The organism is Klebsiella sp. 1SOBk5mer (genome assembly GCF_046603115.1).
GTDB classification, from domain to species: domain Bacteria; phylum Pseudomonadota; class Gammaproteobacteria; order Enterobacterales; family Enterobacteriaceae; genus Klebsiella; species Klebsiella quasipneumoniae.
In genome coordinates, this window is the sequence record NZ_JBKIUU010000001.1 from 484,540 (window position 1) to 503,163 (window position 18,624).

The 18,624-nt window shown below is 54.7% G+C and carries 17 protein-coding genes; 13 read left to right on the plus strand and 4 right to left on the minus strand.

Translation table 11 applies throughout. From position 1 onward, the window contains the following. The first annotated feature begins 22 nt into the window (after positions 1-22). The 9 genes from ACLH1U_RS02365 (at position 23) to ACLH1U_RS02405 (ending at position 8,662) form a co-directional block, all read left to right on the plus strand. Positions 23-760, plus strand: coding sequence for a heme ABC transporter permease (locus ACLH1U_RS02365; protein WP_032453186.1), 738 nt, complete (start codon positions 23-25; stop codon positions 758-760). Then, the gene (ccmD, locus tag ACLH1U_RS02370; protein ID WP_023290024.1) at positions 757-987 is read left to right on the plus strand and encodes a heme exporter protein CcmD; all 231 of its coding nucleotides are present in this window, start codon (positions 757-759) and stop codon (positions 985-987) included. The genes ACLH1U_RS02365 and ccmD overlap by 4 nt, the downstream gene beginning before the upstream one ends. Then, the gene (gene ccmE / locus ACLH1U_RS02375; protein WP_102002857.1) at positions 971-1,429 is read left to right on the plus strand and encodes a cytochrome c maturation protein CcmE; all 459 of its coding nucleotides are present in this window, start codon (positions 971-973) and stop codon (positions 1,427-1,429) included. The genes ccmD and ccmE overlap by 17 nt, the downstream gene beginning before the upstream one ends. Continuing rightward, positions 1,426-3,378, plus strand: coding sequence for a heme lyase CcmF/NrfE family subunit (locus tag ACLH1U_RS02380; protein ID WP_411299019.1), 1,953 nt, complete (start codon positions 1,426-1,428; stop codon positions 3,376-3,378). Before ccmE ends, ACLH1U_RS02380 begins: the two co-directional genes overlap by 4 nt. Continuing rightward, the gene (locus tag ACLH1U_RS02385) at positions 3,375-3,929 is read left to right on the plus strand and encodes a DsbE family thiol:disulfide interchange protein (protein ID WP_411299020.1); all 555 of its coding nucleotides are present in this window, start codon (positions 3,375-3,377) and stop codon (positions 3,927-3,929) included. The genes ACLH1U_RS02380 and ACLH1U_RS02385 overlap by 4 nt, the downstream gene beginning before the upstream one ends. Before the next feature lie 11 nt (positions 3,930-3,940). Further along, positions 3,941-4,387: a cytochrome c-type biogenesis protein gene (locus tag ACLH1U_RS02390; protein ID WP_074442570.1), complete on the plus strand. Its 447-nt coding sequence runs from the start codon at positions 3,941-3,943 to the stop codon at positions 4,385-4,387. Continuing rightward, positions 4,384-5,226, plus strand: a complete 843-nt coding sequence (gene ccmI / locus ACLH1U_RS02395) for a c-type cytochrome biogenesis protein CcmI (RefSeq protein WP_049014466.1) — start codon at positions 4,384-4,386, stop codon at positions 5,224-5,226. The genes ACLH1U_RS02390 and ccmI overlap by 4 nt, the downstream gene beginning before the upstream one ends. Before the next feature lie 1,949 nt (positions 5,227-7,175). Beyond that, positions 7,176-7,538 (plus strand): TonB family protein, encoded by a 363-nt coding sequence (locus tag ACLH1U_RS02400; RefSeq protein ID WP_074423151.1) that lies wholly within the window; start codon positions 7,176-7,178, stop codon positions 7,536-7,538. 188 nt (positions 7,539-7,726) lie between these two features. Further along, a complete protein-coding gene (locus ACLH1U_RS02405) occupies positions 7,727-8,662 on the plus strand; it encodes an ATP-grasp fold amidoligase family protein (protein WP_065805516.1) in 936 nt (311 codons plus the stop codon). Here ACLH1U_RS02405 and ccrB read toward each other — a convergent pair. After that, positions 8,659-9,720 carry a HAMP domain-containing histidine kinase CrrB gene (ccrB, locus tag ACLH1U_RS02410; RefSeq protein WP_085551018.1) on the minus strand — a complete coding sequence of 354 codons (1,062 nt, stop codon included), beginning with the start codon at positions 9,718-9,720 and terminating at the stop codon, positions 8,659-8,661. The two genes, ACLH1U_RS02405 and ccrB, sit on opposite strands and share 4 nt — an antisense overlap. Continuing rightward, positions 9,717-10,421 carry a response regulator gene (locus ACLH1U_RS02415; RefSeq protein ID WP_004151175.1) on the minus strand — a complete coding sequence of 235 codons (705 nt, stop codon included), beginning with the start codon at positions 10,419-10,421 and terminating at the stop codon, positions 9,717-9,719. Before ACLH1U_RS02415 ends, ccrB begins: the two co-directional genes overlap by 4 nt. A gap of 252 nt (positions 10,422-10,673) precedes the next feature. Here ACLH1U_RS02415 and ACLH1U_RS02420 point away from each other — a divergent pair, with 252 nt between their 5' ends. The 4 genes from ACLH1U_RS02420 to ACLH1U_RS02435 all read left to right on the plus strand — a co-directional run bounded on the left by ACLH1U_RS02420 (position 10,674) and on the right by ACLH1U_RS02435 (position 15,972). Further along, positions 10,674-11,093 carry a transporter gene (locus ACLH1U_RS02420; RefSeq protein ID WP_194859605.1) on the plus strand — a complete coding sequence of 140 codons (420 nt, stop codon included), beginning with the start codon at positions 10,674-10,676 and terminating at the stop codon, positions 11,091-11,093. A 229-nt stretch (positions 11,094-11,322) separates the two neighbouring features. Next, a complete protein-coding gene (locus tag ACLH1U_RS02425) occupies positions 11,323-12,198 on the plus strand; it encodes an ABC transporter six-transmembrane domain-containing protein (RefSeq protein WP_411299124.1) in 876 nt (291 codons plus the stop codon). A 46-nt stretch (positions 12,199-12,244) separates the two neighbouring features. After that, positions 12,245-15,361, plus strand: a complete 3,117-nt coding sequence (kexD, locus tag ACLH1U_RS02430; protein ID WP_411299021.1) for a multidrug efflux RND transporter permease subunit KexD — start codon at positions 12,245-12,247, stop codon at positions 15,359-15,361. A gap of 74 nt (positions 15,362-15,435) precedes the next feature. Then, the gene (locus ACLH1U_RS02435) at positions 15,436-15,972 is read left to right on the plus strand and encodes a GNAT family N-acetyltransferase (protein ID WP_048297679.1); all 537 of its coding nucleotides are present in this window, start codon (positions 15,436-15,438) and stop codon (positions 15,970-15,972) included. 177 nt (positions 15,973-16,149) lie between these two features. On the opposite strand, the gene ACLH1U_RS02440 is transcribed toward ACLH1U_RS02435, so the two are convergent. Both ACLH1U_RS02440 and alsS read right to left on the minus strand, forming a co-directional pair. After that, positions 16,150-16,920: a (S)-acetoin forming diacetyl reductase gene (locus ACLH1U_RS02440; RefSeq protein ID WP_411299022.1), complete on the minus strand. Its 771-nt coding sequence runs from the start codon at positions 16,918-16,920 to the stop codon at positions 16,150-16,152. 23 nt (positions 16,921-16,943) lie between these two features. Then, positions 16,944-18,623 carry an acetolactate synthase AlsS gene (alsS, locus tag ACLH1U_RS02445; RefSeq protein ID WP_023290012.1) on the minus strand — a complete coding sequence of 560 codons (1,680 nt, stop codon included), beginning with the start codon at positions 18,621-18,623 and terminating at the stop codon, positions 16,944-16,946. Position 18,624 lies beyond the last annotated feature (1 nt).

Genomic DNA, 18,624 nt, shown 5'->3' on the forward strand with positions numbered 1-18,624 from the left:
ATAACCGTGTGAGTAAGCGTCTATGTGGAAAGCGTTACATCAACTGGCGATCCCCGAGCGGCTGTACCGCCTGTGCGGATGCTGGATCCCCTGGCTGGCGGCGTTGAGCGCGCTGTTGCTGGTCATCGGCCTGGGGTGGGGCTTTGGCTTCGCCCCCGCGGACTATCAGCAGGGGGAAAGCTACCGGATCATGTATCTTCACGTCCCGGCGGCGATGTGGTCGATGGGGCTGTACCTGGCGATGGCCGTCGCGGCCTTCGTCGGGGTGGTGTGGCAGATCAAAATGGCCGACCTGGCGATCGCCGCCCTGGCGCCGGTAGGGGCGGTCTGCACCCTGGTGGCGCTGGTCAGCGGCGCGGCGTGGGGCAAGCCGATGTGGGGGACCTGGTGGATCTGGGACGCCCGCCTGACCTCGGAGCTGGTGCTGCTGTTTCTGTATGCCGGCGTCATCGCCCTGTGGCACGCCTTTGACGACCGCCGCCTGGCCGGGCGCGCGGCGGGGATCCTCGTGCTGGTCGGGGTGGTCAATCTGCCCATCATTCATTACTCGGTTTACTGGTGGAACACCCTGCACCAGGGCTCGACCAACCTGCAGCAAACCATCGACCCGAGCATGCGTCTGCCGCTGCGGATCTGCATTTTTGCTTTCCTCGCGCTGTCGGTCACCCTGACCCTGATGCGCCTGCGTAACCTGATCCTCCAGCTGGAACGTCGTCGGCCGTGGGTGATGGCGCTGGCTAACAAAGGAGCCGCCCGATGAGCCCCGCTTTTTCTTCGTTCGCCGCCTTCCTGAATATGGGCGGCTATGCCCTGTACGTCTGGCTGGCGGTGGCCGTGGCCATCGCCGCCTTTGGCCTGCTGACGGTTCATACGCTGTGGGCGCGGCGGGCGCTATTCCAGGAGGTGCGACGCCAGCAGGCGCGCGAGCGGCGGATCGCGGCCGCTCGCGAACATGACAAGGAGGCCGCGGATGCAAGCGCGTCGTAAAACCCGGCTGTATATCGTGCTGGCGGTGCTCGCCGGCCTTGGGCTGACCATCAGCCTGACGCTGTACGCCCTGAGCAGCAATATCGATCTGTTCTACACCCCGGGAGAAATTATCTACGGTAAAACGGAAACCCGGGCGCTGCCCCATACCGGGCAGCGCCTGCGGGTGGGAGGCTACGTTCAGCCCGGCTCCCTGCAGCGCGACCCGCAAACCCTCGACGTGCGCTTTAAGCTGTATGACGCCCGCGGGGTCGTGGACGTCAGCTATAAGGGCATTTTGCCGGACCTCTTCCGTGAAGGACAGGGCGTGGTGGCCCAGGGCGTTCTGGACGGCGAGCGGCATATCACCGCTCAGCAGGTGCTGGCCAAGCATGATGAAAATTACACCCCGCCGGAGGTGAAAAACGCCATGACGCCGGCGAAAGCGGAGGCGCAGCCATGATGCCGGAGCTGGGCAACTTTTTATTGTGTCTGGCGGCGGGGCTGGCGCTGCTCCTGAGCGTCTATCCCCTGTGGGGCGCGGCGCGGCAGGACCGGCGGCTGATGGCCCTGGCCCGGCCGCTGGCCTGCGGGCTGTTCGCCTGTATCGGCGGCGCCTTCCTGCTGCTGGTGCACGCCTTCGTGGTCAACGATTTTACCGTCCGCTACGTGGCGGAAAACTCCAACAGCGCGCTGCCGGTGTGGTATCGGGTGGCGGCGACCTGGGGGGCGCACGAGGGCTCGCTGCTGCTGTGGGTCCTGCTGCTCAGCGTCTGGACCTTCGCCGTCGCCCTCTTCAGCCGCCGGATGCCGCTCGACGCCGTCGCCCGGGTGCTGGCGGTGATGGGGATGATCGCCTTTGGGTTTCTGCTGTTCATCCTCTTTACCTCCAACCCGTTCAGCCGCGGCCTGCCGCAGTACCCCATTGACGGCCGCGACCTTAATCCGCTGCTGCAGGATATCGGCATGATTTTTCATCCGCCGATCCTCTATATGGGGTACGTCGGCTTCTCGGTGGCTTTCGCCTTCGCCATCGCCTCGCTGCTGGCGGGGCGGCTGGACACCGCGTGGGCGCGCTGGTCGCGTCCCTGGACCCAGGCGGCGTGGATGTTCCTCACTCTCGGCATCGTGCTGGGCTCGGCGTGGGCCTATTACGAACTGGGCTGGGGCGGCTGGTGGTTCTGGGACCCGGTGGAAAACGCCTCGTTTATGCCGTGGCTGGTAGGGACCGCGCTGCTGCACTCCCTGGCGGTGACCGAGAAGCGCGGCAGCTTCCGCGCCTGGACGGTGCTGCTGGCCATCGCCGCCTTCTCCCTGTGCCTGCTGGGCACCTTCCTGGTGCGCTCCGGCGTGCTGGTCTCGGTGCATGCCTTTGCCTCGGATCCATCGCGCGGGCTGTTTATTCTGGCGCTGCTGATTGTCGCCATCGGCGGGTCGCTGCTGCTGTACGCCCTGAAGGGTGGCAGGGTGCGGGCGCGGGTGGAACATACGCTGTGGTCGCGCGAGTCGTTCCTGCTTGGCAACAATATTTTGCTGATGGCCGCGATGCTGGTGGTGCTCCTCGGAACGCTGCTGCCGCTGGTGCATAAAGAGCTGGGCCTCGGCAGCATCTCCATCGGCGAGCCGTTCTTTAACACCATGTTCACCGCCCTGATGGCGCCGTTTGCGCTGCTGCTGGGGCTGGGACCGCTGATCCGCTGGCGGCGCGATGACGTCGCCAGGCAGATTAAGCGCCTGGTGAACGCCCTGGTGGTGACGTTGTCACTTTCTCTGGCGCTGCCGTGGCTGCTGCAGGATCGTATCACCGCGATGGCGGTCATTGGCCTGATGATGGCCCTGTGGGTGCTGATCTTCGCCCTGATGGAGGTTCACGAACGGGCCACCCATCGCCACGGCTTCTGGCGCGGCCTGCGGACGCTGACCCGCAGCCAGTGGGGGATGGTGCTCGGTCACGTCGGCGTGGCGGTGACCGTTATCGGCATCACCTTTAGCCAGAACTACAGCGTGGAGCGCGATGTACGGATGCGCCCCGGCGACAGTATCGATATCCACCGCTATCACTTCGTGTTTAACGGCGTGCGCAATATTGTCGGCCCCAACTGGACCGGCGGGGAAGGCATCATTGCCGTGACCCGCAACGGCCGCCCGGAAGCGACGCTGTATGCCGAGAAACGCTTTTATACCGCCAGCCGGATGATGATGACCGAGGCGGCGATCAGCGGCGGGCTGACCCGCGATCTGTACGCCGCGCTGGGGGAAGAACTGAGCGACGGCAGCTGGGCGGTGCGTCTGTACTACAAACCGTTCGTTCGCTGGATCTGGTATGGCGGGGTGCTGATGGCCCTCGGCGGTCTGTGCTGCATGCTCGACCCGCGCTACCGGATGCGTAAGAAACTGCAGGAGGCCTCATGAACCGGAAGCTGCTGTTTATCCCGCTGGTGCTGTTTCTGGCGCTGGCCGCCGCGCTGTTCTGGCAGCTGATGCGTAACGCCGATGGCGACGACCCGACGACCCTCGAGTCGGCGCTGATTGGCAAACCGCTGCCGGAATTTCGCCTTGAAGCGCTGGATACCCTCGGCCAGGCGCTGGACCGACGGACGCTGATTGACGGCAAGCCGCTGCTGCTTAACGTCTGGGCCACCTGGTGCCCAACCTGTCGCGCCGAGCATCAGTTTCTCAACGGCCTGGCGCAGCAGGGCGTGCGGGTGGTGGGGATGAACTACAAAGACGATCGGCAGAAGGCGATCAGCTGGCTGCAGCGCCTGGGTAATCCGTACAGGCTGAGCCTGTACGACGGCAACGGCATGCTCGGCCTGGATCTGGGGGTTTATGGCGCGCCGGAGACGTTTCTCATCGACGGTCAGGGCATTATCCGCTGGCGGCACGCCGGCGACCTGAACGACCGGGTGTGGCGCGAGGAGCTCCAGCCGCTGTGGAATCAATACAACCGGGGGGCGGGCTGATGAGAGGTGTCATAGCCATCCTGCTGGCGCTGATGCTTACCGGCCAGGCGTGGGCCGCCATCGATACCTGGCAGTTTAAAGACGAGGCCCAGGAGCAGGCGTTCCGCGAGATCACCTCCCAGCTGCGCTGCCCGAAATGCCAGAACAACAGCATCGCCGACTCGAACGCGATGATTGCCGCCGATATGCGGCAGAAGGTGTACGAGCTGATGCAGCAGGGGAAAACGAAAGGGCAGATCGTTGACTATATGGTGGCCCGCTACGGCAATTTTGTCAGCTACGAGCCGCCGCTGACCGCGGGCACGGTGCTGCTGTGGCTGGGGCCGGGGCTGTTCGTCCTGGCGGGCGCGGGGGTGATTATCGCCCGCGCGCGTCGTCGCGACATCCCTGACGCGGCGCTCAGCGTCGAAGAGCGCCAGCGGCTGGCGGCATTATTGAAAGAAGGAAAAGAACGATGAGCCTGTTGGTGGTTATCGCCGGGCTGCTGCTGGCTGGCGCGCTGGGGCTGCTGTACTTCCCGTGGTCGGGCAAAGGGGCGGTGGACCGCGATACCCTCAACCGCGCCCTGTATCAGTCGCGCCTGCAGGAGCTGGCGCAGGAGCGCGGCGAGGACAACCCGGCGCTGGTCGTCGAGCTGCAGCGCACGCTGCTGACGGATATCCCGCCCCAGGCACAGCCTGGCGAACGGCCGCTAAGCCGCTGGGCGCTGCTTCCGGGCGCGCTGCTGCTGGTGGTTCTGAGTCTGGGCCTGTATCTGAAAACCAGCGATATTGGCCAGGTGCTGCTCTGGCAGCAGGCGGAGCGGCATTATCCTGCGCTGTTACAGCAGGTTAAGGACCCGACCGCGCCGCCGCTGCGTATGGATGAGCTGGCGGAGCTGCGGCTTGGCCTGCGCAGCCATCTGCAGAATACTCCGCACGACCTCGCCGGCTGGCAGTTGCTTGGGCGGCTGGGTCTGCTGTTGAACGATGGCGAGACGGCGATCGGCGCCTTTGGCCGGGCGCATGCGCTGGCGGCGGACGACCCGGCGGCGGCTTTCGATTATGCCAGCGCGCTGGTGCGGGCGGGGGATAGCGGTCAGGTCCGGATGGGCGAGCTGCTGCTGCGCGACCTGCATCAGCGACAGCCGACCAGCCTGCCGGTGCTGGAGATGCTGGCCCTGAGCGCGGTGCGTAATGAAGATTACCCCGAGGCCGTGGCGGCCCTGCAGGCGTTGCTGGCCCGGCTGCCGGAAGGGGATGCGCGACGCGAGGCGATTGTCCGCCAGCTGGCGCAGGCGCAGCAGCAGGCGCAGTAACTGCCCGGCGGCGCTGAACGTGGGGTCTGCCGCGAGGACGGTACGGACAGCCCTGGTTTTGTAGGCCGGGTCAGGCGCAGCCGCCACCCGGCACAAAATCGGCTCCGTGCCCGCTGTCCTTGCCCGGCGGCGCTACGCTTGCGCGGGCCTACGAAGGGCGTGAATAGAGCGCCAAATCGCGGGCAGCCTTTGTAGGCCGGGTAAGCGAAGCGCCACCCGGCAACATGTTGAGCTCGGAGCCTGATACCTTCCCTGCGGCGCTGCGTTAGCGTGGGCCTGGGGATATGAGCTGACGGGAGGCCTTTGTAGGCCGGGTAAGGCGCAGCCGCCACCCGGCAACATGGCGGCCACGGTGCGATATCTTGCCCGGCGGCGGGGGAGACTGTTATCGGTTTTACAGGTTCTCAGCCCGGGGAAAGCGTTTATCACGCGTGACTTCAGCGTAGTTTGCGCTCCCGGTTAGTCTTCTGCGTTATGTCAATCATGGCGCAGGGAGCGCACAGGGGGCGGCCAGTCGCCGCCGCTCCCTGTACCCCCGGGCTCCGGCCAGCAAAATCGCCACTGCGTGGTCCCTTCGACTTATCCCTGCAGGCTTCGGGTCGGGCCGAGGCAGCGTCCGTGCAAAACACGGCCCTCAGCCCGCATCCATGCGGGCTGCCCCGGCCTTCCGGGAACGTCTCAGCGATTTTGAGGCCGCCAGCACCGGCAGTTTCAGTAGCCCCAGCGCCAGCGGTGATTTGGGGCTCCAGGCCGGGTAAGGCGCAGCCGCCACCCGGCACAAAATCGGCTCCGTGCCCGCTGTCCTTGCCCGGCGGCGCTACGCTTGCGCGGGCCTACGAAGGGCGTGAATAGAGCGCCAAATCGCGGGCAGCCTTTGTAGGCCGGGTAAGCGAAGCGCCACCCGGCAACATGGCGGGCACGGAGCGATAGCTTGCCCGGCGGCGGTGGAGACGGTTATCGGTTTTACAGGTTCTCAGCCCGGGGAAAGCGTTTATCACGCGTGACTTCAGCGTACTTTATGCTCCTGCTTCGTGTTGCTGCACCCGGTTTTCCGTGGCGCAGGGAGCAGTATGGCAGCGGCAACGACTGCCGGACGGTTCCCTCTCCCTCCGGGAGAGGGCCAGGGGCGGGAAAGTACTGCTGGGAAGTCTTTTATGTTATCTGTGGCTTCAGCGGGTATTGCGCTCCCGGTTAATTGTCTGCGTTATGTCACTCATGGCGCAGGGAGCGCACAGGGGGCGGCCAGTCGCCGCCGCCCCCTGTACCCCCGGCCTTCCGGGAACGTCTCAGCGATTTTGAGGCCGCCAGCACCGGCAGTTTCAGTAGCCCCAGCGCCAGCGGTGATTTGGGGCTCCAGGCCGGGTAAGGTGTAGCTGTCACCCGGCAAAAATACGGCACAAGAGCGGCACAAATACGGCCCAACAGCGTAGCCGGGATAAGGTCTCACGCATCGCTCTCCGGGATTCTCCCTGCTGGCGCTATGCGCAGCCGCTTCCGTGTTAAGCTCCCAGGTGTCGCAGGAATGACTGAAGAATCTCCCCCTTAGCATCAGCAGCAGGCTGCCGCTTAGGCCCCGGAGATCACTCCATTAACGTTGCAAGCGCGGTAGATCCCGAGCACCGGAGTGAAAAAGGATTAGCTGAACGTCTTCAGCGCGGGACGCGAATCCATGCTAATCACCTGAGGGGGTTAGCTCGCTCATGTTCCCCGACGAGCCGGATAGCGCTGCCGACAACTGGCAAAAGAGTCGTTGATATAGTCGCTCAGCGGCCACTTGTCCTGATAGCCAAACGTCCTCGGGAATGGATGCAGTACGAAGCGCCAAGTAAGGAGTTCAATGTGATTGCCGCTGAAGACGCGGTGTTCACGGATCATCTCATCTGGTAACCTGTCACGCGCGCCGTTGGTAACGTGAATATTCATGGTTAACTTTGGAACTCAGACGATTAATGAAAACTAGCAGACTATTCACTTTAATTTTGCCATTGTTACTGACACTCTGCGTTGGCACAGAGGCCAGCGCCAGCACACCTTCAGGCAGCATTTCCTCTGCAAACACATCAATTACCACTCGTGATAAGAACGGAAACCTACTGCCGAGTTTCCTGCGGATTCAGTACGATGTTGATTCAGATGGCAGAGTTCAGAATGTAAAGATACTTGAATCGACAACGACTCCGGAGTTGGAACATCAAGTCATTGATAAAATGATTAAAAAATGGCGTTTTGAAAAGGGCAAGCCGGGAATAGCTCAAAGATTAGTCGTCAAGATCCAACCCAAATCAGACGGCGGTCCCGCGAATAAGCAGTAAGCACTTTTGAGGATTAATAGCCTGACGCATCATCTACGCCGGTAAAGTCCCCTGGGTGCAAGGAGCGGATAATGGTCCGGATTAATTTCTGTTAATAAAGAAGCATGTCGCTCCATATACTCTCCATGATTTGCAAAAAATAAATCAACAAACCTCTGTCAGAATTTTCTTTCTGAACAGGAGGTACTATGAACAAAATAAACTATCAAATCAAATACATTGAATATTTGTTGAGAAAATGCAGAACCATTTTGACTAATGACATTTCATTTCATGCAGACAGGTTAAGAGAAATATCTGGCACATATCCGGATTTACTCAATCCTGTGACGCTTAATGAGAAAATCTGCCATCGCATTTTATTTATCCACAACCCATTTTATACGATGCTTGCTGATAAACTTCTGGTCAGGGAGTATGTTGAGAAAAGAACTAATTTAATCAAGCTTATTCCTTTAGTAGGTGTTTATAACAGAGTTGATGATATTGATTTCGATAAACTACCCCCTAAATTTGTTTTGAAATGCAATCATGATAGTGGAAGCGCGGTCATATGCACGGACAAAACGAATATTGATCCCGCTAAGGTTAAAAGCAGATTAAAACTATCTCTTAAAAAGAACATGTATTATACGACCCGAGAATGGCAGTATAAAAATATACCACCTGTGGTCCTATGCGAAATGTATCTGGATCTATTTTCCAGTAAACACCGGAGTATAACTCCGGAAATGCTAAGAATACATTGCTTTCACGGTGTGGCATGTTTTATCGAGGCAGACTTTACTGACAGCGATGGAAACGAATTCATTAACGTTTATGACAGAGCGTGGAATTTGCAACCCTTTCAGATGGAATACCCAAATATGCCATTGCCGGTTGATGAACCAGAATCATTTCATAAGTCCGTTATTGCCGCCCAGGACTTAGCAAAAGAAATAGACTACTGCCGCGTCGATCTTATGCTAAAAGGAGAAGATATCTATTTCAGCGAAATAACACTAAGCCCCAAAAGAGGCAAACTTAAAATCACCCCATCAATTTGGGACGCCAAAATCGGCAGTATGTGGGATCTGTCTGTTGCTAAAACAAGTTCAATCGAGCCTGTATATTCATGCCCTTAAACAGGCCATGAGAGTTTGAAAAGTGAGCCATTTTCTGGTGTCATACTATAGCTAACGTCTCCGCCGTGGGCGCACATAATGGCTTTAACTACCGACAACCCCAAACCACAGCCCTCTGGATTAATATTTTTGGCGTATTGTCCTCGCTGAAAAGGCTGGAATAAGGACTTCTGGAGTTCTTCAGGAATTCCAGGTCCTTTGTCCTGAACGATAATAAAATTATCGTTTCCTGTAATACCATTCTTTATTAACAGCGTTTGTGATGTGGAATATTTTAAGGCATTGTCAAAAAGAACGGTGAGGCACTGAATAATGCGTAAGGGATCGCAAACGCAATACTGATGGTTAATCTCAGTGACAATTTTGAAATGCTTTTTATCAAAATCCGGCCAAAAGGTATCAAGCGCATTTGAAATCGTGGACTTGAGATCGACTTCACTCAGCATCAAGGAGTACCCAGCGCCTCCTGACGAACTCACGACGCGGAGATCCTCAATTAAGTTGGTCAGACCTTCAGTTTGTTTAAGAAGGTTCCTGAATAACGACGGTTCTGGTTCGAAAACGCCGTCAACCAGTCCTTGAAGCCTCCCACGTAAGATAGTCACCGGCGTCCGGAGTTCATGAGCAATTGCAGCATTCCATAAATTTCGCTGCGCATCCAGCGTCTGTAATTTTTCAGCCATCTCATTAAAGTCATTGACGAGCCTATTCATCTCTCCCAACTTAGAACTGCTGTTAAATGCTCTGGCACTAAGGTTTCCCTGAGAGATTTGTTTCAGGCTGTATGCGACGTCATTCAGTGGGTTAAATATTCTGGCAGACAGCTTTACGGTAAAGAAAAGTGCAACGACCAGACTGGTAATGGACGCCATCAGAATCCACATCCAGTCAAGGAATGTCATAGCATCTTCACTACCTTCGTTCATTCCACCCGGCAGGTAATAAATCAGGAAACTATAAAATAAGTAGGAACCGAGTATTGCAATGGCAATAATAACAAACGTTAACAATAACATATATGTCAAAATCTGACGGCTCAGAATCGTTTCTTTGGTCATTTTTTGTCACCCAACCGGTAGCCTAATCCTCGGATGCTTTCCGGAATGCCCTTCAATCCGGCATGCTCAAGCTTTTTCCGAAGTTTACTCATATGACTGTCTACAGTACGATCCAGCGAGTCTCCCTCAGGTAAACACGCATCGAGTAACTCTTCACGTGAACAGACTTTTCTCGGGTTTCTCGCCAGATAGGTTAAAAGCTTAAACTCAGTGGTGGTTAATACTGGCGTGGAAACCTCACCTTGTGCAGTGATTTCAACGTAAAACTCATCAGGATAAATCGTTAAAAAAGGCGTTCTTAAAGGCCGTGAATGTGTAGACTCTGCAACCGGTCTGGTTCTGCGAAGCACAGCTTCAACCCGGGCAATAACCTCAGATGGATTAAAGGGTTTTATCACATAGTCGTCCGCCCCGAGTCGTAGCCCCATCAATTTATCAACGTCTTGATCCAGTGCTGTCACCATGATGACCGGTACATTCGTTTCCTTTCTTAACGTGGTGAGAACATTCCAGCCATCGTACACGGGCAGGTGGATGTCCAACAGCAGGAGATCAGGCTTGTTCAGACGGGTAAGATTGATTGCCTGCTCACCGTCTTCAGCTCTTAAGGTTTTCATACCTGCCTTACGTAAATAGCCTGTCAGTATGGCAGCGATGTCATCATCGTCTTCTGCGACGATAATCAGATTGTTGTTGTTCATATTTTCTTCCACAGTGCTGATGACAACATGCATTTTACCCTGAAAGCACTTTTATCGTCATGCTTAAAGTTCTTTAACTCAATTACAAACATGAATTTTCAATTTGATGTTTTTGGACAGATATTTTTTGGAAAAGTTCATCAAGAAATTTTCTTAAAATTTTACCAGCCACGCTCTCCATATTCACTACACATTTTATAAATAATTAATCAACATCGCTAAGTGATAATCTCCAACCAGGTTAAGTGTTGCATGCAATATGTACTTTGTCTTAGGAGGTTTAGGGTGTTGACTAAATGTTTTTTCCGGCGCGAGAATTTGATGGCCTCACTTTTATTTTGCATCGTTTCATATGGGTTGTTATCTACCTGGCTTTACCTTATGCATTCAATTAATGAAAAAGTAGAATCCACATTACCCTCATCTTTACTGATTCGTGTTTTGATAATCATTACAGCATTATCATTTATCATTCAGAAAAAAGCTGGAGTTATTAAAAGCTTCATTGCAATAACATTCGGTCTGATTTTACTGTTTATACACACCATCATTGTATTGCATCTGCTTTTGAATACTTTTCCAGATATTTATGATTTTGTTTTTTATTATGAATTTTTTTTAATGGTTTTCTTTTGCGGACTACCTTTATGCTTATGTATAAGAATGGTTTGATATTATGCAATGTCAACATGATACATAACCTCAGGAGTGAGTACACATATCCTCCATAAAACATCCATTCACGATTGACATCATCACGTTACACTTAGCCCATTGATTTATGACTGCTCTGTTATGCTGTCTCGTTTCATTTAGCTAAAAAATAAACCAACGGCAGAACCTTTTACACCCAAATGTTTAATACAAATTTATCATGATTCATAAAGGCAACAACAAACCTATGGCCCCCGGGGTTGCTATCTCACTTAAGACACTTGCCTGGCGGTACAGAAAGAAATTGTGCATTACTTTCATGCTGGTTATTGCTGAAAACGTTGCATTCCTGCTCTACCCCGTTCTGGCGGGCATGGCGATAAATGCCATCCTGGGCGGACAGCCGTCACATGCGGCCCTTTATGGCCTGATGGTTCTGTTCATGTGGTGCATGGGAGCCACCAGACGTAGTGTCGATACGCGAACGTTTGCACGTATCTACGCAAGTCTTGCTGTGACTGTAGTATTAGCTCAGCGAAAATATTCACTTAATCACTCGACTATTGCTGCGAGAGTCACTCTGTCCCGTGAATTTGTAGATTTCTTCGAGTTGCACCTGCCGGTCTTGATCACCTCAATCATTTCCCTTTTCGGCGCAGCAATTATGCTGTTATGGATTGAGTTCTGGACAGGTATAGCCTGTTTGATCATCGTGGGAATACTGATGTGTTTTGTCTCAAGCTATGCCAGCAAAAATGAGACATTCTACAGACGGCTGAATAATCGCCTTGAGAAAGAGGTCGATTATGTTAATAAGGCGCCTTTTAGTGCTCTTAAGCGACATTATGACACACTTGCCCGTCTGCGCGTGGTGTTATCCGACAGAGAGGCAAGGGGATATTTATCAATAGGCCTTCTGGTTTCGGCTCTCTTTTCCATGACCATTATCAGGATGAGCATGGAATCCGGAATTAATGCCGGACATATTTATTCCGTCATGACCTATACGTGGATGTTTGCAACAAGCCTGGATGACGCACCACAACTTCTTGAGAAATTTTCCCAGCTCAGGGATATCGGTAAACGGGTTTCGACAGACGATGAGACCTCTTTATCAGGATAACCATGCTGAACTTTTACCCTTTGTATGTTGACTGGAAGTACACCTGATGCCGCACTTTTTCATTGAGCGCCCCATCTTCGCATGGGTTATTGCCCTGTTTATTGTTCTGACGGGACTGTTGTCCATACCTCGTTTACCGGTTGCGCAATACCCTGAAGTTGCGCCACCCGGTATTATCATTTCAGTGAGTTACCCCGGAGCCAGCCCGGAAGTGATGAACACATCCGTCGTGTCTCTGATCGAGCGTGAAATTGCGAGTGTTGACAATTTACTCTATTTTGAATCTTCCAGTGACACGACAGGGATGGCGTCAATTACGGTAACTTTCAAACCCGGCACCGACATCAAACTCGCCCAGATGGATCTGCAGAACCAAATTAAAATTGTGGAATCCCGCCTGCCGCAGTCGGTCAGACAGAATGGGATAAATGTTGAGGCAGCTAATTCCGGTTTTTTAATGATGGTGGGGTTAAAATCGCCAAACGGAGACTATCAGGAAGCTGACTTAAGCGATTATTTTGCAAGGAATGTTACTGATGAACTCCGTCGCGTACCTGGTGTAGGTAAAGTTCAGCTTTTTGGCGGAGAAAAGGCACTCCGCATATGGCTGGACCCGATGAAATTACACAGCTATGGGCTCTCTGTTACGGATGTATTAAGCGCCATCAGTCAACAAAACGTGATTGTTTCACCGGGCAGAACCGGAGATGAACCCGCGACGAGCAGCCAAGAGGTGACCTATCCAATAACGGTAAAAGGGCAGCTCTCTTCGGTTGAAGAATTTCGCAATATCACGATTAAATCACAGGTCTCAGCCGCCCGGGTGACACTGGCAGACGTTGCCCGCGTGGAATCAGGGTTGCAAAGTTACGCATTTGGCATCCGTGAAAATGGCGTGCCTGCAACGGCAGCCGCCATTCAATTGTCTCCTGGCGCAAATGCGATTAGTACTGCGTCGGGTATCCGCGCGCGGTTAACAGAACTGTCCGGTGTGCTTCCCGAGGGAATGACATTCACCGTGCCTTTCGATACGGCTCCATTTGTAAAGCTATCGATATTGAAGGTAGTTGAGACATTTGTTGAAGCCATGGTTCTGGTCTTTTTCGTGATGCTGCTTTTCCTTCACAAGATACGCTGTACGCTTATTCCTGCGATTGTGGCACCCGTGGCGCTGCTCGGCACATTTACCGTAATGCTATTAAGCGGTTATTCCATCAATATTCTAACCATGTTTGGAATGATACTGGCCATCGGGATTATTGTTGACGATGCTATTGTTGTGGTAGAGAACGTCGAACGACTGATGGAAGACAAAAAAATGTCTCCACAGGATGCAACGCGAGAAGCGATGCGTGAAATTACGCCGGCAATCATTGGTATTACGCTGGTGCTCACTGCGGTGTTTATACCAATGGCCTTTGCCAGCGGTTCTGTGGGTATTATTTATCGACAGTTCAGCATTTCGATGGCGATATCCATTTTACTGTCGGCATTCCTGGCGCTGACGTTAACGCCTGCGCTTTGTGCAACCCTGCTCAAACCACATGGTATTCATCAGGGTAAAAGCAGCGCATTTTCAGCGTGGTTTAACGCTCACTTTCATCGCCTCATTGCGTTTTACGCCACTGGTCTTGGATTTGTACTGAAGCGTACTGGCCGTATGATGATGATCTACGCTGCATTATGTTTGGCATTGTTTGCCGGGCTGTCCTCCTTACCCTCATCATTTTTACCTGATGAAGATCAGGGTTATTTTATGTCCTCAATCCAGCTTCCTTCTGATGCCACGATGCAGCGGACGCTTAAGGTCGTCGATACATTTGAAGAGGAGATCGCTCATCGGCAGGCGGTAGAAAGTAACATTATGATCCTGGGATTTGGTTTCTCAGGGTCAGGCCAAAATTCGGCCATGGCATTCACCACCCTCAAGGACTGGAAACAACGCAAAGGAACCACGGCACAGGAAGAAGCTGACCATATTCAGTCCCAAATGGCAAACGTGCCGGACGCCGTAACAATGAGTCTGCTGCCCCCGGCCATTTCTGATATGGGAACCTCATCCGGGTTCACTTATTATTTACAGGACAGAGGGGGGAAAGGCTATCAGGCACTCAAAAAGGCGGCCGATGAGCTTATTGTACAGGCAAATCATAATCCTCACCTTGCCGATGTCTATATTGATGGACTTGGTGAGGGAACAAGCCTTTCCCTGCATATCGACAGGGAAAAAGCGGAGGCCATGGGGGTATCGTTTGATGAAATAAATCAAACCATTTCCGTTGCAGCAGGTTCCAATTATGTGAATGACTATACCAATAATGGTCGGGTTCAGCAGGTTATCGTCCAGGCGGACGCGCCATACCGGATGCAGCCTGAACAACTTTTGGTTTTGTCTGTCAAAAACCGTCTGGGGCAGATGCTTCCATTATCCACTTTTGTGTCGCTTTCGTGGAATGTTGCACCGCAGCAACTGATACGCTATCAGGGATATCCTGCCATACGCCTAACCGGGAGTGCCGCACAGGGAAAATCGTCAGGTACCGCAATGGCGGCAATGGACAATCTGGCTAAGCACTTACCACCGGGGTTCGCCGGTGAGTGGGCGGGAAGTTCGTTACAGGAAAAAGAGTCTGCATCACAGCTTCCGGGTCTTATTGTGCTCTCGGTACTGGTGGTATTCATGGTGCTGGCTGCTCTATACGAAAGCTGGTCCATTCCCTTCGCGGTCATGCTCGTTGTTCCTCTGGGGCTGCTCGGCGCTGTGCTGGCCGTATCCGTTACGAATATGACGAATGACGTCTTTTTCAAAGTGGGTCTGATAACTCTGATTGGACTTTCCGCCAAGAATGCGATTCTGATTATCGAGTTCGCGAGACAATTGCTGAAAGAAGGAAAGAGCCTTATTGACGCGACATTGACGGCTGCAAAGCAACGCTTACGGCCAATTCTGATGACATCTCTGGCTTTTACATTAGGTGTTGTTCCGCTGATGCTTGCCAGTGGAGCCAGCGACAGCACACAGCATGCGATTGGTACCGGTGTATTCGGCGGGATGATTAGCGGAACGCTACTGGCCATTTTCTTTGTTCCGGTATTTTTCGTGACGATCACACGATTTACTGGCATGCGAAAAGACAGACCGGGGAATAGCCGGAACGGCTAATCTCAGCCCTGTGTTCCGGCCAGTTTAAAACAGACTTTTACTGAACTGGCTGGCATTACATTTTCAAGGACATTATGAACATTATTACCACGCAAAGGTTAATCATTCGCCATTTTAAGAAAGAGGATGCGCCAGCACTTTTCGATTACCTCTCTTCACCACGTACTCCTTGCTTTAAGGATGAAAAGTTACATTCACTCGCTGAGGCAGAGGTCGACGTGGCTAAACGAGCCTCTGACCCAGCACAGTATGCCGTTTGTCTAAAAGAAACCGATACCGTAATCGGACATCTTTTTGCGGACAATAGCAACGAGCCAGACAGCAATACCTGGTCAGTAGGCTGGCATTTTAATCAACGTTATGAACATCAGGGATATGCAAGCGAGTCAGTTGCTGCACTGTTTGATTATTTATTTAAAGTAAAAGGTGCCAGACGTTTGTACGCCTGGGTAGAAGTTTACAACCTGGCCTCTCAAAAACTCTGTGAACGTTTGCATATGCGACAGGAAGGTTGTTTTAAAGAGTTTGTCTCCTTTGAAAACGACGATGGTAAGGCAAGGTATGACGACACATACATCTATGCGTTACTGCATAAAGAATGGACGAAGTAGAGGGTGAAGAAAAATACATGCTCCTCGCTCAAAGCAGGCCTTCAACCCAGTCAGATTGCCCACGTCGTGCCAGAGACCTTCAAATATCGTTGCTGCGTTTTGCACGATGCTCACACCCAAACCAAAAAAAGCCCCTGCATATCAGCAGGGGCAAGCCATGTCAGAGCTTATTATTTATTAGTTAAACACCATCCCGCCGTCGATCAGCAATGACTGACCGGTCATATAATCAGAATCCGGGCTGGCAAGATAGGAGACGCAGGCGGCGACATCTTCCGGTTCGGACAGACGACCGAGGGTGATGCGTTTGGCGAACTCGGCGGTACCGTAGCCCAGCGGTTTACCGGCAGCTTCGGACACCTGGCGGTCAATTTCGGCCCACATCGGCGTTTTGACGATCCCCGGGCAGTAGCCGTTGACCGTGATGCCCAGCGGCGCGAGGTCGCGAGCGGCGGTCTGGGTTAAGCCGCGTACGGCGAATTTACTGGAGCTATACACCGCCAGCTCCGGGTTGCCGACGTGGCCGGCCTGGGAACAGGCGTTAATGATTTTCCCGCCGTGACACTCTTTCTTAAAGGCCTCAACCGCCGCCTGAATGCCCCAGATCACCCCTTTAACGTTGATATTGTAGACTTTATCGACAATCTCCGGGGTAATGGACTCGATCGGCGTGGACGGCGCCACGCCGGCGTTGTTGACGATGACGTCGAAGCCGCCCAGCGTTTTGCGCGCCTGTTCGACGGCGGCAAACACCTGATCGCGGTCGGAGACATCCACTTTCACCGCCATGGCGCGGCCGCCGGCCTGGTTGATTTCGGAGGCGACCGCTTTGGCGGTGGCGTCGTTATAATCGGCAATGGCCACGGCAAATCCATCCTTCACCAGACGAAGGGCGATAGCTTTACCAATCCCCTGGCCGGCGCCGGTAACAAGTGCGACTTTTTTCATTTTCCTTTCCTTATTGTGATGACTTACAGAATCTGACTCAGATGCAGCTGGCCCATCAGCAGCGGGTTATCGCGATAATCCACCGGGATGGCCACTACCGCCGGGCCGTCGACGTCCATCGCCGCGCGCAGGGTCGGCTCCAGCGCCTCGGCGCTTTCCACGGCAAACCCTTTGGCGCCGAAGGACTCGGCATAGGCTTTAAAATCCATCGGCCCGAACTCGACGCCGGACAGGCGCTGGTATTTTTTCTCTTCCTGGATGGCCACCATGTTGTAGCCGTTATCGACCCAGATCAGGTGCAGCACGTTGGCTTTCAGGCGGACGGCGGTCTCCAGCTCCATGCTCGACTGCAGGAAGCCGCCGTCGCCGGAGACGGAGACCACTTTGCGCTCAGGATTGACCAGCCAGGCGCCGATGGCCCAGGGCAGGGCGACGCCCATGGTCTGCTGGCCGTTGGAGATCATCACCTGACGGGCGCGGAAGCTGTACAGGTAGCGGGCGATCCAGATATGGAAGCTGCCCATGTCCACGGTCAGCGTGACGTCGCTGTTGACGATATCCTGCATCGCGCGAACGATACGCAGCGGATGCAGGGCAAACTGATTCAGCTGCGCGCCGCGGCGGTCCAGCAGTTCGCGCTGGTGCTGGCGGTCGCGGAGGATCTCCGCCGCCTGTGGGGAGAGCACCAGCCGGCGATCGATATTTTGCGCCAGCTTGCTGAGGGTGCCGGCGATATCGCCCACCAGCTCGACGTCCGGGGTATAGTTGCGTTCTTCATAGGCGGGCAGGACGTCGATATGCACCAGCGTCGCGTTGCCGCTGTTCCACATCGCCGGTTCATATTCCACCGGGCTGTAGCCGATGCAGATCACCAGGTCGGCGAGCTGCAGCAGACGGTCCCCGGCCTGGTTGTTAAACAGCCCGACCCGGCCGGCGAAGCGAGAGAAGTTATCCTGATTTACCGCCCCGGCGGCCTGATAGGTGCTGGTGACCGGAATATGGCTGGCCTCCAGCAAACGGCGTAGCGCCGCGCTGTTTTCCGGCTGGCTGGCCATCAGGCCGAGCAGGAAGATCGGGTTCTTCGCCTGAGCGATAAGCTTCGCCACCTGGTCGATGGCGGCATCCGGCGCGGCGCCCATCTGCGGGGCCCCGCTGGCCGGCAGCACTTTGCCGCTGACCGGGCCATCGACCACATCCTGCGGCAGACTGACGAAAGCGCTGCCCGGGCGGCCCTGCTCGGCGGCGCGGAAGGCGTTGGAGACCACTTCCGCCAGCGCGTCCGGCGCGGTCACCTCGACGGCGTATTTCGTCACTGGGCTGAACATCGCCACCGTATCCATACTCTGGTGGACCTGTTTGGCCTTATCGGCGCGTTTCACCGCGCCGCCCAGGGCCACCACCGGGTCGCCTTCGCTGTTGGCGGTGGCCATACCGGTGATCAGGTTGGAACAGCCTGGACCGGAGGTGACTAGCGCCACGCCCGCTTTACCGGTAATGCGCCCGACGGCGGCGGCCATAAAGGCGGCGTTAGCTTCGTGGCGTACCGGAATAATGCGAATGGAGGAATCCAGCAGTGAGTCGAATACCTTGTCGATTTTGGCGCCAGGGATGCCGAACACCTGACGTACCCCCTGGGCTTCCAGCTGGCTGACGACGAGATCGGCGCCGTGCGCCCACTGGCGTACCGGATACTGTTTGTCCATG

Excerpts from the sequence above, each read along its gene's own strand:
- ACLH1U_RS02385 (WP_411299020.1), top strand. The coding sequence starts at position 3,375 with ATGAACCGGAAGCTGCTGTTTATCCCGCTGGTGCTGTTTCTGGCGCTG.
- ACLH1U_RS02415 (WP_004151175.1), bottom strand. The coding sequence starts at position 10,421 with ATGAACAACAACAATCTGATTATCGTCGCAGAAGACGATGATGACATC.
- ACLH1U_RS02420 (WP_194859605.1), top strand. The coding sequence starts at position 10,674 with ATGCAATATGTACTTTGTCTTAGGAGGTTTAGGGTGTTGACTAAATGT.
- ACLH1U_RS02380 (WP_411299019.1), top strand. The coding sequence starts at position 1,426 with ATGATGCCGGAGCTGGGCAACTTTTTATTGTGTCTGGCGGCGGGGCTG.
- ACLH1U_RS02365 (WP_032453186.1), top strand. The coding sequence starts at position 23 with ATGTGGAAAGCGTTACATCAACTGGCGATCCCCGAGCGGCTGTACCGC.
- ACLH1U_RS02400 (WP_074423151.1), top strand. The coding sequence starts at position 7,176 with ATGAAAACTAGCAGACTATTCACTTTAATTTTGCCATTGTTACTGACA.
- ccmI (WP_049014466.1), top strand. The coding sequence starts at position 4,384 with ATGAGCCTGTTGGTGGTTATCGCCGGGCTGCTGCTGGCTGGCGCGCTG.
- ACLH1U_RS02405 (WP_065805516.1), top strand. The coding sequence starts at position 7,727 with ATGAACAAAATAAACTATCAAATCAAATACATTGAATATTTGTTGAGA.
- ACLH1U_RS02425 (WP_411299124.1), top strand. The coding sequence starts at position 11,323 with ATGGCCCCCGGGGTTGCTATCTCACTTAAGACACTTGCCTGGCGGTAC.
- ccmE (WP_102002857.1), top strand. The coding sequence starts at position 971 with ATGCAAGCGCGTCGTAAAACCCGGCTGTATATCGTGCTGGCGGTGCTC.
- alsS (WP_023290012.1), bottom strand. The coding sequence starts at position 18,623 with ATGGACAAACAGTATCCGGTACGCCAGTGGGCGCACGGCGCCGATCTC.
- ccmD (WP_023290024.1), top strand. The coding sequence starts at position 757 with ATGAGCCCCGCTTTTTCTTCGTTCGCCGCCTTCCTGAATATGGGCGGC.
- ACLH1U_RS02435 (WP_048297679.1), top strand. The coding sequence starts at position 15,436 with ATGAACATTATTACCACGCAAAGGTTAATCATTCGCCATTTTAAGAAA.
- ccrB (WP_085551018.1), bottom strand. The coding sequence starts at position 9,720 with ATGACCAAAGAAACGATTCTGAGCCGTCAGATTTTGACATATATGTTA.
- ACLH1U_RS02440 (WP_411299022.1), bottom strand. The coding sequence starts at position 16,920 with ATGAAAAAAGTCGCACTTGTTACCGGCGCCGGCCAGGGGATTGGTAAA.
- kexD (WP_411299021.1), top strand. The coding sequence starts at position 12,245 with ATGCCGCACTTTTTCATTGAGCGCCCCATCTTCGCATGGGTTATTGCC.